Genomic DNA, 19758 nt, shown 5'->3' on the forward strand with positions numbered 1-19758 from the left:
CTGGCCACTACGGTTTCGGCCTGGGTTTGCGCGATGCGGGCTTGCCCGTCCCGGACTTGGAGGCGGCGCCGCCTCGGCCGGACGGCTTTGACGCGTTGCCGCGGCCCGATGGCCTGGCCCCGTCGTTACGCCCGGAAGACGGCCTCGACGAATTCGCATCGCGATGTCCCGCCGGCGATCGTGACGAACTGTCCTTCCCCCGGCTCGCCGACTTGGCCGCGGCACCCGGCCGGCTCGGCTTGCCATGCGCCTTGCCCTGGACCTTCTCCGACGGCTTGCCGGCCGTCCGGTCCGACGATTTCGCCGCGCCCGGAGCGCGCTTTTGCGAACGTTCGCCGCGGCGCTCGGCCGCGCGTTCCCGCTGCGCACGCTTGGAATCGCCACGCGGCCCGGCCCGGGTCGGGTCGAAGCCACGCTCGTGATCGTCACGCCGATCGTCCGCGCCTTCGCGGCTGGAGGAAGCCGGCTCCAATGCTTCCGCATGCGGAAAGCGCTCACGCAAGCTGCGCTCACGATCGCGATCGCGATCGCGATCGCTTTCACGCTCGGGACGACGATGACGGGCCGTCTTGCGCAAACCCTCACGCGTCGGCGCGACGAACTCGCCTTCGGGCTTGCGCCGCTCGTCATGCCGCTGGGCCGAAGGCCTCTTCCCGGCCTTGGCCGACCTTGGCTGGGCGATCGCCACGGCTTCGAGCAAGGCCTGCAGCTCTTCGGGCGTCGCCTCGCGGCAGGTTCCGCTCTTGATGCCGCGGCCGAGCGCGATCGGCCCATACGACACGCGCATGAGCCGGCTCACCTGCAGGCCCTGCGATTCGAGCAGGCGGCGCACGACGCGATTGCGGCCCTGGCGCACGGTGACGTTCCACCAGCTGTTGGCCGACGAGCCTTCGCTCTCGCGGCGTCCGCCTTCTTCGTCGAGGTCGACGCTTTCGCCGGGCTGGATGGTCTCGAACCTGGCGAATCCATCTTCGAGTTCGACGCCCTTGCGTAGCCGATCGAGCATCTCCGCATCGACGCTGCCGAGCACGCGCACCGCGTATTCGCGACGCATTTCGAAACTCGGATGCATGAGCCGGCGCGCGAGTTCACCGTCGTTGGTCAGCAGCAGCAGGCCCGAGGTGTTGATGTCGAGACGGCCGACCGCGATCCAGCGGCCCGTTTCGAGTTCGGGCAGCTTGCGGAACACGGTCTTGCGGCCATCCGGATCGTCGCGCGTGACGAGCTCGCCGACGCGCTTGCGATACAGCAGCACGCGCGTGCTCTCGGGCTTGCGGCTCAGCGGCACGAGCTTGGTGTCGACGCGCACGCTGTCGTTGTGATCGATCTTCTGGCCGATCTCCGCCGGCCGGCCGTTCACGGTCACGCGGCCTTCGGCGATCATCGCCTCGATGGCGCGGCGCGAGGCGATGCCGGCCGTGGCGAGCAGTTTCTGTATGCGGTCAACCATGGCTCAACGTTCCTCGTCCGGCTTCGGCTCTTCGGCTGGCGCGCCGTCGTCACCGGTGTCTTCTGTATCCGGTGCTGCGTGTCCGGATGCTGGGTCGGCATCGGCGTCGCGCTCATCGCCTTCATCGATGATCGTTTCGACGATTTCCTGCGCTTCGTCTTCGGTGTTTTCGTCGCCAACGGCGTCGCGGGCTTCGGGTGATTCGCTCGCGGCTTCGTCCACCTCGTGTTCGGACTCGGCTTCATCGCCCTTCGACGGCAGCTCGCCCGTGAGCTGCGCGAGCGCGGCGTCGAGCTGATCCATGTCGCGGATCTCGGGCAGTGACGGCAGCTGGTCGAGCGTGCGCAGGTTGAAGTCGTCGAGAAACTGCGCGGTAGTGCCGAACAGGGCCGGACGTCCGGGCACTTCCTTGACGCCGATCTCCTTGACCCAGCCGCGCTCCTGCAGCGTGCGCAGGATGTTCGACGACACCGAAACGCCGCGCACTTCTTCGATCTCGCCACGCGTGATCGGCTGTCGGTAGACCACGAGCGCAAGCGTTTCGAGCAGGGCGCGCGAAAATTTCGGCGGCTTTTCCTGCCACAGGCGCGCAACCCATCCGGCGTATTCCTCGCGCACCTGGATACGCCATCCGCTCGCGACTTCCTGCAGTTGCGCCGCTCCGCCCTGCAGGCGCGCATCGAGCTTGGCGAGCGCGGCGCGAACTTCGCTGCGACCGATGCCGAGGTCTTCGCCGAGCAGGCGATGCAGGGCATCCACCGACAGCGGGCCGTCCGCCGCCAGCAGCAGCGCTTCGATGATGTGCTCTAGCCTGTCGATCGCCTCGGCGTTGTCGGCGACGCCAGTCACGATGTCCTGCGCCGTCGCGTCGGCCGCGATTTCAGGCGCGATGTCGGCGATCGCCGTCTGGTCGGACTGCGCGTCGGGCTTGGCGCCGGACAACTCTTCCGGAGGCAGCGGCACCTCGGGCAGTTCGTCGTCCTGCTCTTCGTCCGGCTCGTCGTTTCGGGGCGTATCACTCATAGCTGGCGGTCTCGATGGCCGTTTCCGATATCGGGCGGCCGCTGTCGATCATGATTTCGGCGAACGGTCCTTCCTGCACGAGATCGATCGCGGCGAGCTTCACGAGTTCGAGAATCGCGAGCAGGCAGACGATCACGCCGGCGCGGCCTTCGGACGGCTCGATGATCTCGTCGAAGCGCTTCGGTCCGCTGTGCACGAGATCGAGGATATGCGTCATGCGCTCGCGCACCGACAAGGGCTCGCGCTTGACCTGATGCCGCGTGAACAGCTCGGCGCGCATCATCACCTCGCGAAACGCGAGCATGAGCTCGCGCAGGCTCGGCTGCGGCAGCACGACCTGGGTCGGAATCACGTCGGGCTTAGCGGCGGCGCGATAGATTTCGCGGCCCGCGCGCGGCAGCCTGTCGAGATTCTCGGCCGCGGTCTTGAAGCGCTCGTATTCCTGCAGGCGGCGCACGAGTTCCATGCGCGGATCACCCTCTTCTTCCTCGGCCTCGACGGGCTTCGGCAGCAGGATGCGCGATTTGATCTCGGCGAGCAGCGCAGCCATCAGCAGGTATTCGGCCGCAAGCTCCAGCCGCAGCTCCTGCATCAGCGCGATGTACTGCAGATACTGCTGCGTGATCTTGAGAACCGGAATGTCGAGAATGTTGAGGTTCTGACGGCGGATCAGGTACAGCAGCAAGTCGAGCGGGCCTTCGAAGGCTTCGAGAAACACCTGCAATGCATCGGGCGGGATGTAGAGATCTTCGGGCAGCTTGTCGAGCACATGGCCGTTGATCTTCGGCAGGCGCGCGGCATCGGAAGCCTCTTCGACTTCGGTCACGATTTCGGCGTTGTCGGCCGGATCGCTCATGCTTATTCGGGGATGAAACCGAGCACGTCGTGCACGCGCGCGAGCGTCACGTCAGCCGCAGCAGATGCGCGCGCAGCGCCATCACGCAGCACGCGCTGCAAGCCATCGGTGTCTTCGCGAATGTCGCGATAGCGCATCTGCACGGGCTCCAGGCAGGCGACCACCGCGTCGGCGACGGCCTGCTTGAACTTGCCGTAGCCCTGGCCGTTGTAGCGCTCGGCGATGCTGTCGAAGCTCTCGCCCGAGGTGGCCGACAGGATCGACATCATGTTGCTCACGCCGGGCTTCTCGGCGATGTCGAAGCGGATCTCGTTGCCCGAATCCATCTCCGCTTTCTTGAGCTTGCGCACGATGGTGTCGACCGGATCGAGCAGGTAGATCGCGTTGGTTTCGGCCTCGTCCGACTTGCTCATTTTCTTGGTCGGTTCCTTGAGGCTCATGATGCGCGCGCCGACCGGCGGAATCATCGGCTCCGGAATGCGGAACACCTCGCCATAGAGGTTGTTGAAGCGCGTCGCGACGTCGCGCGTGAGTTCGAGATGCTGCTTCTGGTCGTCGCCGACCGGCACCGCGTGCGCCTGGTACAGCAGGATGTCGGCCGCCATCAGCACCGGATAATCGAACAGGCCGGCGTTGATGTTGTCGACATGCTTGGCGCTCTTGTCCTTGAACTGCGTCATGCGGTTGAGCTCGCCCATCTGCGTGTAGCAGTTGAGGATCCACGACAGCCGCGAATGCGCCGGCACGTGGCTCTGCACGAACAAGGTGTTCTTGGCCGGGTCGAGGCCACAGGCGATGTAGAGCGCGAGGAATTCGTAGCAGCGCTCGCGCAGCACTTTCGGATCCTGGCGCACGGTGATCGCGTGCAGGTCCACGAGCATGTAGTAGCAGGCATAGGTTTCCGACAACGGAACCCAGTTCTTGATCGCGCCCAGATAGTTGCCGAGCGTGAGCCGGCCCGAAGGCTGGATGCCGGAAAGAACGATGGGGCGTTGCGAATTCGAGGACATTCGAAGAACCGTGATGTGTCGGTGATGAGGAGAGAAATCAGTACAGCGAAACGGGCTCGATGCCGAAGGCCTGGAACAGCAGGCCCTGGCTGATCACGAGCGGCCAGAACAGCAGGCCTTTGAACAGCAGCAGTACGCCGAGCACGATGAAGAAAGCGTAAGGCTCGACCTTGGCGAGCGCCATCGCCTGGCGCATCGGCAGCAGGCTGATCAGGATGCGTCCGCCATCGAGCGGCGGCAGCGGCAGCAGGTTCAGCACCAGCAGCGCGAGATTGATCACCACGCCGGCCACCGCCATGTAGCGCAGCCCGACCCAGGTCGGCTGATCGCTGCCGAAGACGAGCGTGGCCTTGATCAATGCGGCCCACAGCACGGCCATCGCGAAGTTCGCCGCGAGGCCCGCGACGGCGACCTTGGCGAGATCGCGCTTGGGATGGCGCAGGCGCGAGAAATCGACCGGAATCGGCTTGGGCCAGCCCATCAGGAAACCACCGAGCGTGATCAGCAGGCCCGGGATCAGCAGCGTGCCGAGCGGATCGACATGGCGCAGCGGATTCGGCGACAGCCGCCCGAGCGCGGTGCCCGTCATGTCGCCACAGGCGCGCGCCGCATAGCCGTGCGCGATCTCGCGAATGGTGATCGCCAGCAGTACCGGCAACGCCCAGACCGCGAGTTTCTGGACCAGTGAAAGCTCATCGAACATGTAAGGCCAGGCCCTTATTCCGAGAAAATGCCCTGAACGGGGCCCTTGCCCTGACGCAGCACGCGAGCCTCTCCTTCCGACAGATCGACCACCGTGGTCGGCTCCAGCCCGCAGTTGCCCGAATCGAGCACCACGTCGACCTCGCGCAGCAGGCGCTCCTCGAACTCGCGCGGATCGTTCACGGGCAGTTCCTCGCCCGGGAACTGCAGCGTGCAGCTGATCAGCGGCTCCCCGAGCGTGGCGAGCAGGCCCTGGGTGACCGGATGCTCCGGAATGCGGATGCCGATGGTCTTGCGCTTCTCGTGCGCGACCCGGCGCGGCAGCTCCTTGGTCGCGGTCAATACGAAGGTGTATGGGCCCGGCGTGAGCTGGCGCAGCAGCCGGAACTGCCAGTTGTCGACGCGCGCGTAGGTCGCGATCTCGGACAGGTCGCGGCACATCAGCGTGAACTGGTGGTTCTTGTCGAAGCGGCGGATGCGCCGCAGCCGCTCGGCCGCGTCCTTGTCGTCGAGGTGACAGCCGAGGGCGTAGCAGGAGTCGGTCGGATAGGCGATCACCGCGCCCTGGCGCAGATGCACGGCGGCTTGCGCGAGCAGGCGGGATTGGGGGTTTTGCGGGTGGACTTCGATCCAGTTCGACATTCGTCATTGTACCGTCTGAGCCTGCCTGCGGCCCGGGCGCGCGCAAACCGGCCCGCGGGACGGCCGCCCGGTATACTGGCGGCTTATGAAACCCCTGCTCGATCTCGCCCCCTTCCTGGTGTTCCTCGCGGTCACGCTGTCGACCGACATCTACAAGGGAACGATGGCGCTGATGGCCTCGCTGCTCGTGCTGATCGCCTTCTACCGGCTCAAGTTCGGCGAGTGGCACAAGATGCACCTCGTCGCGGCCGGCATCACGCTCGTGCTCGGCGGCATGACTCTTTATTTCCACGACGCCAACTTCATCAAGCTCAAGCCGACGATCCTGTTCGCCGGCTTCGCGGTGGTGCTGCTCGGCAGCCAGTTCATCGGCGAGAAGACTCTCGTCGAGCGCGTGGCGGGCCATGCGATCTCGCTGCCGCCCGCGATCTGGCGCAAGGTCAACGTCGCCTGGGTGATCTTCTACGCCGCCTGTGCGGTGCTGAACCTCTACGTCGCCCACATGTACAGCGACAAGGTCTGGGCGATCTTCAAGTTCGGCGGGCTCACCGTGCTGCCGCTGCTGTTCGCAGCCGCGCACGCCCCGTTCCTGTCGCAGTACCTCAACGACTCGACCCAGGACAAGGGAACGACCTAACGTGCTTTACGCCATCATCGGCCAAGACGTCGACAACAGCCTGCCGGCCCGCAAGGCCGCCCGCCCGGCGCACATCGAGCGCCTGCGCGAACTCCAGAAACAGGGCCGCCTCGTGCTCGCCGGACCCTGCCCGGTCGCCGATGCGCCCGACCTGTCGGCCGGCGCCACCGGCAGCCTGCTGGTGCTCGAATTCGACAGCCTCGCCGAGGCCACCGAGTGGGCCAATGCCGATCCGTACGTCAAGGCCGGCGTCTACGCGAGCGTGACGATCAAGCCCTTCATCAAGGCCCTGCCGGAATGAGTTCGCCGCGCGTCGAGCGCATCCGGATCGCGCTGCAGAATGCGTTCTCTCCGCAGTTCCTAGAAGTCGAAGACCAAAGCCATCTGCATGCCGGTCATGCCGGTGCGGCGACCGGACGCGGCCACTTTCACGTGCGCATCGTCGCCCAGGCCTTCGACGGCCTGTCGCCGATCCACCGCCACCGCGCGGTCTACGCGGCGGTCGGCGATCTCATGCAGACCGACATCCACGCGCTGTCGATGGAGACGCGCTCGCCGGCCGAGGCTGCATCGTCGGCCGGCTGAGGCTGCGGTTTCTCAGCAAGCCGGCTCGCTGACCGCTAGGCCGATCTCCGACGCATTGAGCGTTCCGCTGTTGCCATTGCTGAGTTCGTAACGGGCGCTGCCGTCGGCGGCGAAGGTGATCGTCGCCAGGCCGCGGTCGGACTCGATGCGCAGGCGGCCGGCGGTGAAGCCATCGGTGCTGATCGCCAGCGGCGTCGGCGTGCTGACCTCGGCGTAGGTCCAGTCGCAGATCGAGCTGTGATAGCGGTACGGGCCGCTCAGGCTGAGCGTCTGGCTGCTGGTGTTCTCGGCGATCGTGAACGGGCCGCTGCCGTTGCCGAGGTCGAGATCGAGCAGGTAGTCGTCGCTCTCGGCATTGAGCCGGAAGCTCAGGATCGACCGCTGTTCCTGCTGGTTGGTCGCGGACCGGAACTCGAAGCGGCCGAGCGTGAAGAACTCGGTGAGTTCGGTGCGCGAACCGACCGGCTCGTAGCGGCGATACAGGTGCGGGGTGTCGCCCGAGCCGAGCAGGCTGTAATCGTAGGTTTCGTTGCTGGCGTTCGGCGTGCCGCTGCCATTCTCGACGCGGCCGTCGTCGTAGCTGGACCCGTTGCCGCTCTCGTCGTCGATAGTGCAGTCGTCGTAGTTGTAGATGCGGAAGCTGACCGCGCGCCGCGTGCCGTCGAAGTAGCCGAAAGGCTCCTGGCCGCTGCCTTCCTCGAGCGTGTACGAGCCGCTGTCGCAGTCATGGCGGGTCGCCGCCTTGAGCAGGCTCGGATTGCGCGCGGAATACCGGCCCCAGTGTCCGCTCGGAACGCCGGCCGCCTTGAACAGGGCGGAGCTCGGCTCGGCCAGCCCGTCGCCGTAGCCGAACAGCTGGGCCACGTTGGCGACGATGCTGATCTCCCGCAGCACGTCGGATTTGCCCGACAGCGGCGCCGGTTCGCCGTCGTCACCGCCATCGTCGTAATCGCGGCCGTCGCTGCCGCCGCCACAGGCGCTCAGCAACAGCGCCGAAGCCGCCAGACCGATCGCCGCCCCGAAATTCCACATGGCTTTCTCCTCCTTGAGTCGGCCGCCGGCCGGCGGCAGCCAAACAGTAGCATTGACGCCCGATTTACGGCTGCGGCCGGGGTTTTCCCGGACCGGCTCAGGGCGCCAGTGCCGGGGCGTCGGTCCTTGCTTCGCTCGGGCCGTCGGCCCGGCTCAGGTGATTGTCGCCATCGGCCGTGAAGTAGGCGGCGCCGAAGCTCTCGGCCTCCGAGCTCTCGGCGATCGTCTGCGAATACCACCATTCGCCCTGCAAACGCTCGGGCGTGACATCGAGCAGCAGATACCCCTTCCGCGCGAGGTCCACGTACTTCATGTGCGGATTCAGCAGCTGCAGCAGCGACTGCAGCGGAGCGAGCTGATCGAGCCCCGGCGAGGTCACCGAGGTGGCGACGAACTCGACCGCCAGCGAACCCGAACCGTTGAGCGGGTTGTAGACCAGCGGATTGTTCGGATCGCGCGACAGGTCCATCGCCCAGGAGGTGTGGATGTCGCCCGTCAGCACCGCCACGTTGCCGCCGGCGCTTTCGATCAGGCCGAACAGACGGTTGCGTTCGGCGCGATAGCCGTCCCATTGATCCGGGTTGAGGATGATTCCACCGGTGCTGACGACCGGCAGCGAATTGACGAGATCGCGCAGCTGCTCGATCGGCAGCCCGCTCAAGCGCGAAAGCTCGGGCAGGCCAAGGATGCGCAGCTGGCCGAACATCACCTGCTGGCCGAGCAGCTTCCATTTGGCGGTCGTGGTCGACAGCGCGTTAGACAGGAAATCGAACTGCGCCGTGCTGATCAGATGCCGATCGGCGTCGTTGATGCTCGAAGCGTCCGCCACGGCGGCCTGTTCGTCCCGCCCTTCGAGGCGCGTGTCGAGCATGACGAATTCGGCCAGGTCGCCATAGCGGAACTGGCGATAGATGCGCTGAGGATCGGCCGCGTCGGGCAGCCGGATCGGCAGCCACTCGGCATACGCCTGCACGCCCCAGGCCTTGCGCTGGGCCCAGACGCCTTCGCTGCCCTCGGTGTGGTTCTCGGCGCCGTCGCGCCAGGAGTCGTTGGCGGTCTCGTGGTCGTCCCAGACGGTGATGAAGGGGTGCTGGCGATGCACCTCCTGCAGGTCCGAATCGAGCTTGTAGTGGGCATGGCGCGTGCGGTAGTCGTCGAGCGTGGTGATCTCGTGCGAGGGCTGGTATTCGCGCGCCTCGCCGTATTCGCCGGTCCCGTATTCGTAGATGTAGTCGCCCAGGTGCAGCACCACGTCGATGTCGGCGCGCCTGGCCAATGCCTTGTAGGCGCTGAAATAGCCATGCGCGTAGCTCGAGCAGGACACCACGCCTACGCGCAGCCGGTCGAGCCCGCCGCTGGCGGCCGTGCGCGTGCGCCCGATCACCGATCGGGTCTGTCCGACCGCGAAGCGATAGTAGTAAGTCGTCGCCGGCGCGAGCCCGCCCTGGTCGACCTTGACCGTGTAGTCGCGGTCGGCGTCGGTCGAAAAGCGGCTGGTCTGCACGATCCGCGTGAACGCCGGATCGCTCGCCACCTGCACTTCGCCCCGGATCGTCCCGTCCGTGGCCGGGGTCACGCGGGTCCAGAGGATCACCCTGTCCTGCAGCGGGTCGCCCGAGGCGACGCCGTGCCTGAACTCGACGCTGCCGGGCTCGCTGCCCGGATCCGGATCGCGTCCACCGCCGCCGGCGCTGCAACTGGCGAACAGCGGAGCGGCGGCGACCGCGGTCGATGCGAAACCTGCGCGCCGCAGAAAATCACGGCGCGACCAGCCGCGCTTGCGCGGCCGCTGACGGCGGGCTCTGCCCATGGTGGAAATCCCCGAGATCGAAGCGCCGGCGAACGCGGCGCGAATCGCACAACGCTAAGGCTCGGGAGTTACAGCGGGGTTACGGGCGAAGGCGCGGCAGCTGGTAAATGTCGCTTAGGCGCGGAGCATGCGGGCGAGCCCGCCCGGGAACTCAGGCCGACTGGCGGCGCAGGTTCTTTTCCTGCAGCACGATCGCCGCGATCTCCTCGATCGACATGTTCGCCGAGTTGATGAACGGCACGTTCTGCTTGCGATACAGGCTCTCGGCCTGTCGCAGCTCGTAGGCGCACTGCGGCAGCGAGGCGTACTTGGAGCCCGGCCGACGCTCGGTGCGGACCTGGTGCAGTCGATCCGGATCGGAGGTCAGGCCGAAGCACTTCGGCGCCAGGCCCTTGAGCGAGGCCGGCAGCTTCTGCGCCTCGAGGTCTTCTTCGGTCAGCGGGAAATTGGTCGCGAAGATGCCGTACTGCAGGGCCAGGTACAGCGTCGTCGGCGTCTTGCCGCAACGCGAAGGAGCGATCAGGATCACGTCGGCCTTGGAGAGGTCGCGCGTGCTCTGCCCATCGTCGTGCTCCATGGCGTAGTTCATGGCGTCGATGCGGGCGTTGTAGCGTCGGGCGTCCGACAGCCCATGCGCTCGGCCGGTGGCATGGATCGACTTCAGACCCAATTCAGCCTCGATTGCTGGAATGTAGGCGTCGAAGAAATCCATGAACAATCCCTGGCATTGCCTCAGAATGTTGCGGATTTCATCGTTGACTGTGGTCGACAGCACGATCGGCCGGCTACCCTGAACAGCCAGGTGATTGATATAGTCGACGGTATTGCGGGCCTTGTCGGGGGTATTGATGAATGGCAAGGTCGTTTTCTTGAATTCGACGAATTCGAACTGGGTCAGCAGGGTGGCTCCCAGGGTCTCGGCCGTAATGCCGGTGCCGTCCGAAAGAAAGAAAACGTATCGCTGATCAGCCATGTCTAGGGGTGTTGCCCAAGTCGTTCGTCGTGTTGCATAGATAACAGAGTCAAGTACATCTCACCACCCGTCATTTCTGAGCCCTGACCGGGCTACTTCATTGGTCGCGCATGGAACTGCGCAGGCCGTTTTTGCTGCAACTGCCTTAGTTCGATCGATCTTCGATCCCGATATTTCGATCCTGATTTCGATCTATTTTCCGAACCACGAATCACAGCCGCCGGAGTGCAATCAAACATGGGAAGCGACCACAACCTGGGTGCCATGAGCAATAACGTCCTGTGGTACTCACAACTCGGCATGAAGGACGTCGAGATTGTCGGTGGCAAGAACGCTTCGCTCGGCGAAATGATCGGCAACCTCGCCGCTTCCGGCGTCAAGGTGCCCAACGGCTTCGCCACCACGGCGTCGGCCTATCGCGAGTTCCTGGCCTTCGAAGGCCTGGCCGATCGCATCAACGGCCTGCTCGACGCGCTCGACGTCGACGACGTGCACGCCCTGGCCAAGACCGGCAAGGAGATCCGCGAAGCCGTCATCAAGGCGCCGTTCCCTGCCGAACTCGAAAAGGAAATCCGCGCCGCCTACGACGTGCTGCTCGCCGAGAGCACTTCGGAGATTTCGGTCGCCGTGCGCTCGTCCGCCACCGCCGAAGATTTGCCCGACGCGTCGTTCGCCGGCCAGCAGGAAACCTTCCTGAACGTGCAGGGCATCGACAACGTGCTCAAGGCGATCAAGGAAGTGTTCGCCTCGCTGTTCAACGACCGCGCGATCAGCTACCGCGTGCACCAGAACTTCGCGCACAGCCAGGTCGCACTGAGCGCCGGCGTGCAGCGCATGGTGCGCTCCGACCGTGGCGCCTCGGGCGTCATGTTCACGATGGACACCGAATCGGGCTTCCGTGACGCCGTGTTCATCACCGCCAGCTACGGCCTCGGCGAAGCCGTGGTCCAGGGCGCCGTGAACCCCGACGAGTTCTACGCCTACAAGCCGGCGCTCAAGAGCGGCAAGCCGTCGGTGCTCAAGCGTGGCCTCGGCGAAAAAGCCAAGAAGATGGTCTACACCAAGGACCGCATGCTCGGCCGCACGGTCGAGTTCGTGCCGGTGTCGACCGAAGAGCGCCAGAAGTTCTGCATCACCGATTCCGATGTCGAGGAGCTCGCCAAGCAGGCGCTGATCATCGAGAACCACTACGGCCGTCCGATGGACATCGAGTGGGGCAAGGACGGCGTCGACGGTGGCCTCTACATCCTGCAGGCGCGTCCCGAAACCGTGCAGAGCCGCGCTTCGGCCAGCACGCTGCGCCGCTACAAGCTCAAGGGCAAGAGCACGGTGCTGTCCGAAGGCCGCGCGATCGGCCAGAAAATCGGCGCCGGCCCGGTGCGCCTGCTCAAGTCGATCGACGAAATGGCCCGCGTGCAGGTCGGCGACGTGCTCGTCACCGACATGACCGATCCCGATTGGGAGCCGGTGATGAAGCGTGCGAGCGCCATCGTGACCAATCGCGGCGGCCGCACCTGCCATGCCGCGATCATCGCGCGCGAGCTCGGCATTCCGGCCGTGGTCGGCTGCGGCGACGCCACCAGCGTGCTCAAGGACGGCCAGCTCGTGACCGTGTCCTGCGCCGAAGGCGATACCGGCCATATCTACGACGGCAACATCGACTTCCAGGTCGACGAAATCGCCCTCGACAAGATGCCCGAAGTGCCGGTCAAGATCATGATGAACGTCGGCACGCCCGAACAGGCGTTCGACTTCGCCGCGCTGCCGCACAAGGGTGTCGGCCTGGCCCGCACCGAGTTCATCGTCAACCGCCAGATCGGCATTCACCCGCAGGCGCTGCTCGAACTCGACCAGCAGCCGGCCGACGTCAAGCGCACCATCGATTCGATGATCGCGGCCTACGCTTCGCCGAAGGACTACTTCGTCAAGCGCCTCGCCGAAGGCGTCGCCACGATCGCGGCCGCGTTCGCGCCGGAACCGGTGATCGTGCGCATGTCCGACTTCAAGTCCAACGAGTACGCCAATCTCGTCGGCGGCAAGCGTTACGAGCCGCACGAAGAGAACCCGATGATCGGCTTCCGCGGCGCCTCGCGCTACATCAGCGAGAGCTTCCGCCCGTGCTTCGACATGGAATGCGAAGCGCTCAAGTTCGTGCGCGACGAAATGGGGCTCACCAACCTCAAGATCATGATTCCGTTCGTGCGCACGATCAGCGAAGCCAAGCGCGTGATCGAGATCCTCGCCGAGAACGGCCTCAAGCGCGGCGAAAACGGCCTGCAGGTCATCATGATGTGCGAGCTGCCGAGCAATGCGGTGCTGGCGGACCAGTTCCTCGAGTACTTCGACGGCTTCTCGATCGGCTCCAACGACATGACCCAGCTCACGCTCGGTCTGGATCGCGACTCCGGCCTCATCGCGCACCTGTTCGACGAGCGCAACGACGCGGTCAAGGTCATGCTGTCGATGGCGATCTCGGCGTGCAAGAAGCACGGCAAGTACGTCGGCATCTGCGGCCAGGGCCCGTCGGATCATCCGGACCTCGCCAAGTGGCTGCTGGATCAGGGCATCGAATCGATGTCGCTGAACCCGGACACGGTCGTCGAGACCTGGCTGTTCCTGGCCGGCCAGAACGTCAGCTAAGGGACGGCACCGATGCGCTTCGGCGCGTTGGTGGCAACGGCGCTGCTCGCATTCTGCGGCAGCGCCGTTTTCGTTGATGAGGCTCGCGCGGACGGCGTCCCGCGCGGCTTCGATGGACACTTTGATTATTGGGTACTGGCACTGTCATGGTCTCCGCAGCATTGCGCGACGACGCAGAAGCCCGATACCACCCAGTGCGGAGCCCAGCGCTCCTACGGCTTCGTCGTGCATGGCCTTTGGCCGCAGTACGAGCGCGGATTTCCCAGCAGCTGCGGCAAAGCGGCCTACGTCCCAGAGGCGCTGATCGACAGCCTGCTGCCGATCATGCCGAGCAAACCGCTGATCCTGCACGAGTGGCGCAAGCACGGGACCTGCAGCGGTCTCGATGCGCAGCATTATTTCGGCAAGCTGCGGCAGGTCTTCGAGAAGTTGAGGATTCCTTCGGTATATCGCGCTCTCGATCAACCGCTGCTGCAGGCACCGCAGCAGATCGAATCCGAGTGGATGCGCAGCAATCCCGGCCTGCGGGCCGATGGCATCGCCCTGCAATGCAGCGGGCGCTATTTTTCCGAGCTGCGCATCTGCTACGACCGCCAGATGGACCCGCGCGCCTGCGGCCGCGACCTCGACGATCGTTGCGACGCGCAGGCCTTGTTCAGGCCGCTGCGCTGAAGCGCGGTCAGTGCACCGCCGCGAGTCGCGGCACGCTCGGCGAGGTCGGCATGATGGGTTCGCGCGGCAGGCGAACATGGAACTCGGTGCCCTCGCCGACGCCGGGCGACTCGGCCCAGATTTCGCCGCCGTGGTGGCGCACGATCTTGCGGCAGATCGCCAGGCCGATGCCGGTGCCCTCGTAGTCGTCGGCGGAATGCAGGCGGCGGAACACCGCGAAGATCGTTTCGAGCTGGTCTTTCGGCACGCCGATGCCGTTGTCCTTGACCAGCAGGTGCCACTGCGAACCTTCCGGCCAGATGCTCACGTGCACCTCGGGCACCACGCCGGGCTTGTGGAATTTGGTGGCGTTGTCGATGAGGTTCTGGAACAGCTGGGCGAGCAAGCTGTGATCGGCCTTGATGCTCGGCAAGCCTTCGTCCACTTTGACCACCGCCTCGCGGCTGCGAATCACCGGATCGAGCGCGGCCAGTGCGCGATCGATCGGCGCTTTCAGCGGACCGACCGTGAACGTGGCTTCGCCGCGGCCCACGCGCGAAAGCGAGAGCAGATCGTTGATGAGCGTCTGCATCTGGCGCACGCCCTTGTCGATGAAGTCGAGGAACTCGACACCGTCGCCATCGAGCTTGTCTTTATAGCGGCGCATGAGCAGCTGCGAAAAGCCCGAGACGTTGCGCAACGGCGCCTGCAGATCGTGCGAGGTGATATAGGCGAACTGCTCGAGTTCCTGCACCGCACGCTTGAGCTCGGACAACGAACGGTGCAGATCGTTTTCGGCGCCCTCGCGCAATTTGATCTCTTCGCGCAGGCGCTGATTCGCCGCTTCGAGTTCCTGGGGCGAGCGCATCGACAACAGCTTGGGAACAAGCGGCAGAATCGCGATCGCCGTCGCGAGCGATACCAGCGCGGTCAAAGCGCGCTCCCAGCCCTGCAACCAGTACAGCGGCTTCCAGATCACCAGGATATCGAGCAAATGCCCGGTACCGCACAGAATGATGAAAGCTGCGAACAACACGATCGCCCAGTTGAACGAGAGCTTGGCGCGCGCGCGCCGCACCAGATACAACAGCGAAATCGGGATCATGAAATACGCGAGCGCGATGATCAGATCGGAGATCACGTGCAAGGCAATCAAGTCGGGCTGCCGCAGATAGCAAACTCCGTGCGGCAGAAACGCGCCAGTGTCGAGCAGGGCTCGCATGCAGATGTCCTTCTAGCGTCTGGTCTTCGGGTACGACTCTTTACTGAGTGGCGACGGCATGCACCGAGCGTTGCACCGGCTTAGCCGGCCTTATCAAAGGCCGGCCGGCGTCATTGCGAGCCTCGCAGGCAGATCACCTGCACTTTCGAATCCGCAAAAGAGCTGTCCCTGCATCAACACGCAACCCATCATCTGCAGCATGACACGATCGTCCACACTTTCGACACCCGTGGCGATCACCGGCACTCCCAGCGCGCTGGCCGCACCGAGCACCGCCGTGGTGAAGCGGCGCATCGAGCCCTGCAAGCCTTCTTCGTTGAGCGCGCGCAGCACATGGCGGCCAAGCTTGAGTCCATCGAACTGCACCGCGGTCAGCCATTTGAGCGATTGGCCGTCCGGCCCGAACTGATCGAGCACCACGCCAAAGCCCTGGTCACGCGCCCTCCGCAAATGCGTGATGATCCGATGGCTGGTCTCGCCTTCGAGCGCCGGCATCGGCACTTCGAGGCGCACTTCACCGGGCTTCACGCCAGCGGCTTCGGCGACCGCGAGCAACGAAGGCACGAGTCGGTCGTCAGCAAGTTCGATGGCCGAGAGATTGATCGCGATCTGGTCGGCGACAATGCCTTGTGCTCGCCAGGCATGCCATTGATAGAAAGCCTTTACCGCGACGTGCAGGCCGATCTCGACGAGATAGCCGCTGCTCTCGGCGCTGCGCAGGAACTCGTCCGGACGCTGCACGCCATCGCCCCGATTCCAGCGCAGCAAGGCTTCGACGCCGACGAAGCGCTGCTCGACCGCGTTGACCCACGGATGAAACAACAACAGGAACTGATCGTTTTCGAGCGCATCGCTGAGCTCGACTTTGATGTCGGCCGCGCGCGCCGGGCTGTCGACGTCCTGCGCGTCGTAGATGGCGACGCCACCGCCACCGCGCTTGGCCTGGTACATCGCGCGATCACCGCGCTCGAGCAGCTCGTCGAGCGTGTCGCCATGCTGCGGATGGAACACCACGCCGACGCTGGCATCGAGATCGATGACGTGGTCGCCGATCTGGCGGATCGCCATCACGCGCTCACGCAAGCGATGCGCAATGACGCCGGCCTCGCCGTGATCTTCGACCGGCCAGAGCAGCACCAGAAACTCATCGCCACCGACGCGCGCGACGGTGTCGGTGGCGCGCACCGATTCGTTGAGCACCTCGGCCACGCGAATCAGCAGCTGATCGCCGATCTGGTGGCCGTGCTGATCGTTGACGCGCTTGAAGCCATCCAGATCCAGATAGCAGATCGCGAACGCGCGGCCGGCACGTTGAGACTGCGCAAGCAGCTGGCGCACGCGATCGTAGAACAGCTCGCGATTCGCCAGACCGGTGAGGCTGTCGTGGCTGGCCCGATGGAACTCGCGATGGCGTTGATCCTCGAGCTCGTGCACGTGCTTGTTGCGCTCGATCGCATGGCGCAGCAGGCGAACCATCTTGGCACCATCGAGATGGCCCTTGATTAGGTACTCCTGGGCACCGAGCCGAATCGCCTCGGCGGCCAGATGCTCGTCGTCGTTGCCGGTCAGCACGATGATCGCGGCCCTGCGATCGATGGCGCGCAGCGCTTCGACGTTGCCGACTCCGCGCCCATCCGGCAGACCGAGATCGACGAGCACGCAGGTGAAGCTGTAGCGGCTCATTTCGGCGCAGGCTTCGGCCAGCGTGCGTACGGTGCGAATGACGATGTTCTCGACGCCGCCGACTTCCTTGAAACTTTCCGCGAGCAGCCGCGCGTCGGCCGGGTTGTCCTCCACCAGCAACACGCCCAATGGAGGCAAGCGGCCGCTGGCGCTCACACCGGGCTCCGCTGCGGCAGCTGCACCGCTCCGAGCCAGAAATCGCGAATCATCATCGCCAGCCGGGAGAATTCGAGCAGATCGACCGGTTTGGTCAGAAACGCATTCGCATGCGCTTCGTAGCAGGCGGCGATGTCACTTTCGGCGCGCGAGGTGGTCAGCACGATCACGGGAATGCGGCGCAGGCCCGGCGTCTGTTTGATCTGCGCCAGTACCTCGTGGCCTGACAGCCGAGGCAGGTTCAGATCGAGCAGGATCAGGTCAGGGCGCGGAAGATTGGCGTACTCGCCTTCGCGACGCACCATGCGCATGGCCTGGTCGCCATCGCGCGCCACGAGCATGCCGTCGGAGACTCCCGCCTCCTCGAGCACTTCGCAGGCCAGCCGGACGTCGGCCGGATTGTCCTCCACCAGCAGGATCACCGGCTTGCCTAGTTGAGAGAGACCCGTCATGTATTTTTAACCTCATCTGCGGGCTGAACCCGGCAGATTTACCGAGCATCGGCACGAATCGTATTCCAGGCGTCTGACGGTGAGGTCACCATCGGCCGGCCCGGCCCTGCCGTCAGTCCGCTTTCCCTTCAAAGCGCCGATTCAGGCGGAAGCGTCAAATCCTCGACGACGGCTCCGGGATGTTGCAACAGGCGTTCCCGGAACCAGCGAAACGCCCGCGCCGCCTGCTCCGGCTGGCCCTTGATGCCGAACTCGATGTGCCGAGTCCGCTCGCCGTTGCCGCGGCTCGGCAGGCTCGACAGGCTTACGCCGGGAAATTCGGCGAGCACCTGCTCCATCAGGTACAGCAGGTCGCCCTCGCCCGAGGTGCCGAGCGCCCTGAGCGTGTACTCGACGCGCGGCTGCTCGCGATGCAGGTGCTTCAGATGGGTATCGAGCACCTGCTCGAGCATCGGCCAGGCCATTTCGGGAAAGCCCGGCACGCAATAGATACCGGCGATGTGAAAGCCCGCTACCCGATTGATCGGATTGGGAATCAGCCCGGCACCCTGTGGAAACTCGGCCATGATCACGCGGTTCGGAAACGCGCGCTCTCCGTATTCGTTGACGATCAGGGCCACCGCTTCCTCGTGAGGAACCACGGGCAGATTCAGCGCCCGGGCGACTGCCTGGCGAGTGCGATCGTCCGGCGTGGCGCCGATGCCCCCGCAGGACAAAACCACGTCGCCGCGCCCGAGCAGCTGGCTCACGGTTTCGGCGATCCGGGCTTCGTCGTCTCCGACGATGCGCAGCTCGTCGAGCTCCATGCCGCGAGCCGCCAGCAATTCGCGAACCTTCGAAAAATGGCGGTCCTGTCGCTTGCCCGACAAAATTTCGTCGCCAACGATCATCAGGGTGATGGCCATCGAGCTTCTCCGTGTGCCGGACTTCCGGCGGGGCGTAAACGACGATGCCCGCGACTGGCGCGGGCATCGAAGGCGGGATCTGCGGCTTTCAGCGTCGAAGCTCAGGCGGCCTTGGCGGTCGCAGCCTCCTGCAACATCTTCTGCAACTCGCCTGACTGATGCAGGTCGAGCGTGATGTCGCAGCCGCCGACGAGTTCGCCCTTGACGTACAGCTGCGGAAAGGTCGGCCAGTTGGCGAACTTCGGGAGGGCGCGGTAGATCTCCTCGTCCTCATAGATATTCACGAAGGCGTACTCGACGCCGCAGGAATTGAGCGCCTGAGTGGCGCGGGCCGAGAACCCGCATTGCGGGAAATCCGGCGTGCCCTTCATGTAGATGATGATGGGGTTGTCGGTGACTTGCTTCTTGATGCGTTCCAGAGCATCCATGACACCCTCCAGTGAGTGCGTAGGGGAGGAATTGCGGCCGCGGATTATAAGCGGCTTGGGCGAACCCCGCTGAAAACTCGCCGGAACGCTCATGAGCAAGAACCATTCCCGCCCGCGCCGCGACAGCAAGCCTGCGTCAAGCCAGCCTGTTGAAACTGATGGAAGGCGGCTTTATCGTGTCGCCGCGCGTCCACCCGCTGTCTAGTGGTCTATCCAAGTGGGACGCTCAGGATCAACCCCATCATCGAGCCAGCTGCCAAGCACCATTGGCCCGCCAGAGACAAGGAATATCATGGCCCTCACGCTTCCCGAACTGCCCTACGCCAAGGACGCCCTCGCGCCGCACATGTCGGCCGAAACCCTGGAATATCACTACGGCAAGCACCACAAGGCTTATGTCGACAACGGCAACAAGCTGATCGCCGGTACCGAATTCGAAAACCTGAGCCTCGAAGAAATCGTCAAGAAATCCTCGGGCAAGATTTTCAACAACGCGGCCCAGGTCTGGAACCACAACTTCTTCTGGAATTCGCTGACGCCCCAGCAGACCCCGCCCGGCAAGAAACTCACCGACGCGCTCGTCAAAGCCTTCGGTGGTGTTGAAGACTTCAAGAAGCAGTTCACCGAATCCGCCATCGGCAACTTCGGCTCGGGTTGGACCTGGCTGGTCAAGAATGCCGACGGCAGCTTGGCCATCGTCAACACCTCGAATGCGCAGACCCCGATCACCGAAGGCAAGACCCCGCTGCTGACGGCCGACGTCTGGGAACACGCGTACTACATCGACTACCGCAACGCCCGCCCGACCTACCTCGAGCACTTCTGGGCGCTGGTGAACTGGGAGTTCGTCGAGAAGAATCTGGGCTAATCTCCAGAGCGTCAGCCGCTGCGGCAAGCCGCA

20 protein-coding genes are annotated in these 19758 nt (G+C 64.7%); 6 read left to right on the forward strand and 14 right to left on the reverse strand.

Translation table 11 applies throughout. From position 1 onward, the window contains the following. Nucleotides 1-7: 7 nt before the first annotated feature. From WQQ_RS23995 to WQQ_RS22110, 6 genes are read right to left on the reverse strand one after another with little or no spacing between them, the layout of a single operon-like run. Nucleotides 8-1450 (reverse strand): pseudouridine synthase, encoded by a 1443-nt coding sequence (locus WQQ_RS23995; RefSeq protein ID WP_007187503.1) that lies wholly within the window; start codon nucleotides 1448-1450, stop codon nucleotides 8-10. Between the two features lie 3 nt (nucleotides 1451-1453). Continuing rightward, nucleotides 1454-2473 (reverse strand): SMC-Scp complex subunit ScpB, encoded by a 1020-nt coding sequence (gene scpB, locus WQQ_RS22090; RefSeq protein WP_007187504.1) that lies wholly within the window; start codon nucleotides 2471-2473, stop codon nucleotides 1454-1456. Beyond that, the gene (locus tag WQQ_RS22095; protein WP_007187505.1) at nucleotides 2466-3329 is read right to left on the reverse strand and encodes a segregation and condensation protein A; all 864 of its coding nucleotides are present in this window, start codon (nucleotides 3327-3329) and stop codon (nucleotides 2466-2468) included. Before WQQ_RS22095 ends, scpB begins: the two co-directional genes overlap by 8 nt. Nucleotides 3330-3331: 2 nt before the next feature. Further along, nucleotides 3332-4339 carry a tryptophan--tRNA ligase gene (gene trpS / locus WQQ_RS22100; protein WP_007187506.1) on the reverse strand — a complete coding sequence of 336 codons (1008 nt, stop codon included), beginning with the start codon at nucleotides 4337-4339 and terminating at the stop codon, nucleotides 3332-3334. A gap of 37 nt (nucleotides 4340-4376) precedes the next feature. Continuing rightward, nucleotides 4377-5042 (reverse strand): site-2 protease family protein, encoded by a 666-nt coding sequence (locus tag WQQ_RS22105; RefSeq protein ID WP_007187507.1) that lies wholly within the window; start codon nucleotides 5040-5042, stop codon nucleotides 4377-4379. Nucleotides 5043-5056: 14 nt separating this feature from the next. Beyond that, a complete protein-coding gene (locus WQQ_RS22110; protein ID WP_007187508.1) occupies nucleotides 5057-5683 on the reverse strand; it encodes an L-threonylcarbamoyladenylate synthase in 627 nt (208 codons plus the stop codon). An 85-nt stretch (nucleotides 5684-5768) separates the two neighbouring features. Here WQQ_RS22110 and WQQ_RS22115 point away from each other — a divergent pair, with 85 nt between their 5' ends. Genes WQQ_RS22115 through WQQ_RS22125 form a run of 3 tightly spaced genes read left to right on the forward strand, consistent with a single transcriptional unit; the run spans nucleotide 5769 to nucleotide 6905 of the window. Continuing rightward, on the forward strand, nucleotides 5769-6320 hold the full coding sequence (locus WQQ_RS22115) for an inner membrane-spanning protein YciB (RefSeq protein ID WP_007187509.1): 552 nt from the start codon (nucleotides 5769-5771) through the stop codon (nucleotides 6318-6320). A 1-nt stretch (nucleotide 6321) separates the two neighbouring features. Continuing rightward, nucleotides 6322-6621: a YciI family protein gene (locus tag WQQ_RS22120; protein ID WP_007187510.1), complete on the forward strand. Its 300-nt coding sequence runs from the start codon at nucleotides 6322-6324 to the stop codon at nucleotides 6619-6621. Beyond that, entirely contained in the window at nucleotides 6618-6905 is a 288-nt protein-coding gene (locus WQQ_RS22125) for a BolA family protein (protein WP_007187511.1), read from the forward strand. The genes WQQ_RS22120 and WQQ_RS22125 overlap by 4 nt, the downstream gene beginning before the upstream one ends. A 12-nt stretch (nucleotides 6906-6917) precedes the next feature. On the opposite strand, the gene WQQ_RS22130 is transcribed toward WQQ_RS22125, so the two are convergent. From WQQ_RS22130 to ppsR, 3 genes are all read right to left on the reverse strand, one after another. Then, nucleotides 6918-7937 carry a hypothetical protein gene (locus WQQ_RS22130; RefSeq protein WP_007187512.1) on the reverse strand — a complete coding sequence of 340 codons (1020 nt, stop codon included), beginning with the start codon at nucleotides 7935-7937 and terminating at the stop codon, nucleotides 6918-6920. A 97-nt stretch (nucleotides 7938-8034) separates the two neighbouring features. Then, nucleotides 8035-9747, reverse strand: a complete 1713-nt coding sequence (locus WQQ_RS22135) for an alkaline phosphatase D family protein (protein WP_007187513.1) — start codon at nucleotides 9745-9747, stop codon at nucleotides 8035-8037. 151 nt (nucleotides 9748-9898) lie between these two features. After that, nucleotides 9899-10720, reverse strand: a complete 822-nt coding sequence (gene ppsR / locus WQQ_RS22140) for a posphoenolpyruvate synthetase regulatory kinase/phosphorylase PpsR (RefSeq protein WP_007187514.1) — start codon at nucleotides 10718-10720, stop codon at nucleotides 9899-9901. Nucleotides 10721-10984: 264 nt separating this feature from the next. Here ppsR and ppsA point away from each other — a divergent pair, with 264 nt between their 5' ends. Further along, entirely contained in the window at nucleotides 10985-13360 is a 2376-nt protein-coding gene (gene ppsA / locus WQQ_RS22145; RefSeq protein WP_040455607.1) for a phosphoenolpyruvate synthase, read from the forward strand. A gap of 12 nt (nucleotides 13361-13372) precedes the next feature. Then, nucleotides 13373-14032: a ribonuclease T2 family protein gene (locus WQQ_RS22150; RefSeq protein ID WP_007187517.1), complete on the forward strand. Its 660-nt coding sequence runs from the start codon at nucleotides 13373-13375 to the stop codon at nucleotides 14030-14032. Nucleotides 14033-14039: 7 nt separating this feature from the next. On the opposite strand, the gene WQQ_RS22155 is transcribed toward WQQ_RS22150, so the two are convergent. From WQQ_RS22155 to grxD, 5 genes are all read right to left on the reverse strand, one after another. Next, nucleotides 14040-15233: a sensor histidine kinase gene (locus WQQ_RS22155; RefSeq protein ID WP_040455315.1), complete on the reverse strand. Its 1194-nt coding sequence runs from the start codon at nucleotides 15231-15233 to the stop codon at nucleotides 14040-14042. A 93-nt stretch (nucleotides 15234-15326) separates the two neighbouring features. Next, nucleotides 15327-17072, reverse strand: a complete 1746-nt coding sequence (locus WQQ_RS22160) for a putative bifunctional diguanylate cyclase/phosphodiesterase (RefSeq protein ID WP_007187520.1) — start codon at nucleotides 17070-17072, stop codon at nucleotides 15327-15329. Then, nucleotides 17069-17524: a response regulator gene (locus tag WQQ_RS22165; RefSeq protein WP_007187521.1), complete on the reverse strand. Its 456-nt coding sequence runs from the start codon at nucleotides 17522-17524 to the stop codon at nucleotides 17069-17071. Before WQQ_RS22165 ends, WQQ_RS22160 begins: the two co-directional genes overlap by 4 nt. Before the next feature lie 128 nt (nucleotides 17525-17652). Further along, complete coding sequence (locus WQQ_RS22170; RefSeq protein ID WP_007187522.1) at nucleotides 17653-18429, reverse strand: competence/damage-inducible protein A; 777 nt, start codon at nucleotides 18427-18429, stop codon at nucleotides 17653-17655. A gap of 101 nt (nucleotides 18430-18530) precedes the next feature. Then, complete coding sequence (grxD, locus tag WQQ_RS22175) at nucleotides 18531-18857, reverse strand: Grx4 family monothiol glutaredoxin (protein ID WP_007187523.1); 327 nt, start codon at nucleotides 18855-18857, stop codon at nucleotides 18531-18533. Nucleotides 18858-19149: 292 nt separating this feature from the next. Between grxD and WQQ_RS22180 the strand changes: the two genes are divergently transcribed. Then, on the forward strand, nucleotides 19150-19725 hold the full coding sequence (locus WQQ_RS22180) for a superoxide dismutase (RefSeq protein WP_007187524.1): 576 nt from the start codon (nucleotides 19150-19152) through the stop codon (nucleotides 19723-19725). Nucleotides 19726-19758: the final 33 nt, after the last annotated feature.

It is taken from the genome of Hydrocarboniphaga effusa AP103 (genome assembly GCF_000271305.1).
In the GTDB taxonomy this organism is placed as follows: Bacteria; Pseudomonadota; Gammaproteobacteria; order Nevskiales; family Nevskiaceae; genus Hydrocarboniphaga; species Hydrocarboniphaga effusa.

Bases quoted from the DNA above. Each gene is read 5' to 3' on its own strand.
- WQQ_RS23995 (WP_007187503.1), bottom strand. From the start codon at position 1,450: ATGGTTGACCGCATACAGAAACTGCTCGCCACGGCCGGCATCGCCTCG.
- scpB (WP_007187504.1), bottom strand. From the start codon at position 2,473: ATGAGTGATACGCCCCGAAACGACGAGCCGGACGAAGAGCAGGACGAC.
- WQQ_RS22095 (WP_007187505.1), bottom strand. From the start codon at position 3,329: ATGAGCGATCCGGCCGACAACGCCGAAATCGTGACCGAAGTCGAAGAG.
- trpS (WP_007187506.1), bottom strand. From the start codon at position 4,339: ATGTCCTCGAATTCGCAACGCCCCATCGTTCTTTCCGGCATCCAGCCT.
- WQQ_RS22105 (WP_007187507.1), bottom strand. From the start codon at position 5,042: ATGTTCGATGAGCTTTCACTGGTCCAGAAACTCGCGGTCTGGGCGTTG.
- WQQ_RS22110 (WP_007187508.1), bottom strand. From the start codon at position 5,683: ATGTCGAACTGGATCGAAGTCCACCCGCAAAACCCCCAATCCCGCCTG.
- WQQ_RS22115 (WP_007187509.1), top strand. From the start codon at position 5,769: ATGAAACCCCTGCTCGATCTCGCCCCCTTCCTGGTGTTCCTCGCGGTC.
- WQQ_RS22125 (WP_007187511.1), top strand. From the start codon at position 6,618: ATGAGTTCGCCGCGCGTCGAGCGCATCCGGATCGCGCTGCAGAATGCG.
- WQQ_RS22130 (WP_007187512.1), bottom strand. From the start codon at position 7,937: ATGTGGAATTTCGGGGCGGCGATCGGTCTGGCGGCTTCGGCGCTGTTG.
- WQQ_RS22135 (WP_007187513.1), bottom strand. From the start codon at position 9,747: ATGGGCAGAGCCCGCCGTCAGCGGCCGCGCAAGCGCGGCTGGTCGCGC.
- ppsR (WP_007187514.1), bottom strand. From the start codon at position 10,720: ATGGCTGATCAGCGATACGTTTTCTTTCTTTCGGACGGCACCGGCATT.
- ppsA (WP_040455607.1), top strand. From the start codon at position 10,985: ATGAGCAATAACGTCCTGTGGTACTCACAACTCGGCATGAAGGACGTC.
- WQQ_RS22150 (WP_007187517.1), top strand. From the start codon at position 13,373: ATGCGCTTCGGCGCGTTGGTGGCAACGGCGCTGCTCGCATTCTGCGGC.
- WQQ_RS22155 (WP_040455315.1), bottom strand. From the start codon at position 15,233: ATGCGAGCCCTGCTCGACACTGGCGCGTTTCTGCCGCACGGAGTTTGC.
- WQQ_RS22165 (WP_007187521.1), bottom strand. From the start codon at position 17,524: ATGACGGGTCTCTCTCAACTAGGCAAGCCGGTGATCCTGCTGGTGGAG.
- WQQ_RS22170 (WP_007187522.1), bottom strand. From the start codon at position 18,429: ATGGCCATCACCCTGATGATCGTTGGCGACGAAATTTTGTCGGGCAAG.
- grxD (WP_007187523.1), bottom strand. From the start codon at position 18,857: ATGGATGCTCTGGAACGCATCAAGAAGCAAGTCACCGACAACCCCATC.
- WQQ_RS22180 (WP_007187524.1), top strand. From the start codon at position 19,150: ATGGCCCTCACGCTTCCCGAACTGCCCTACGCCAAGGACGCCCTCGCG.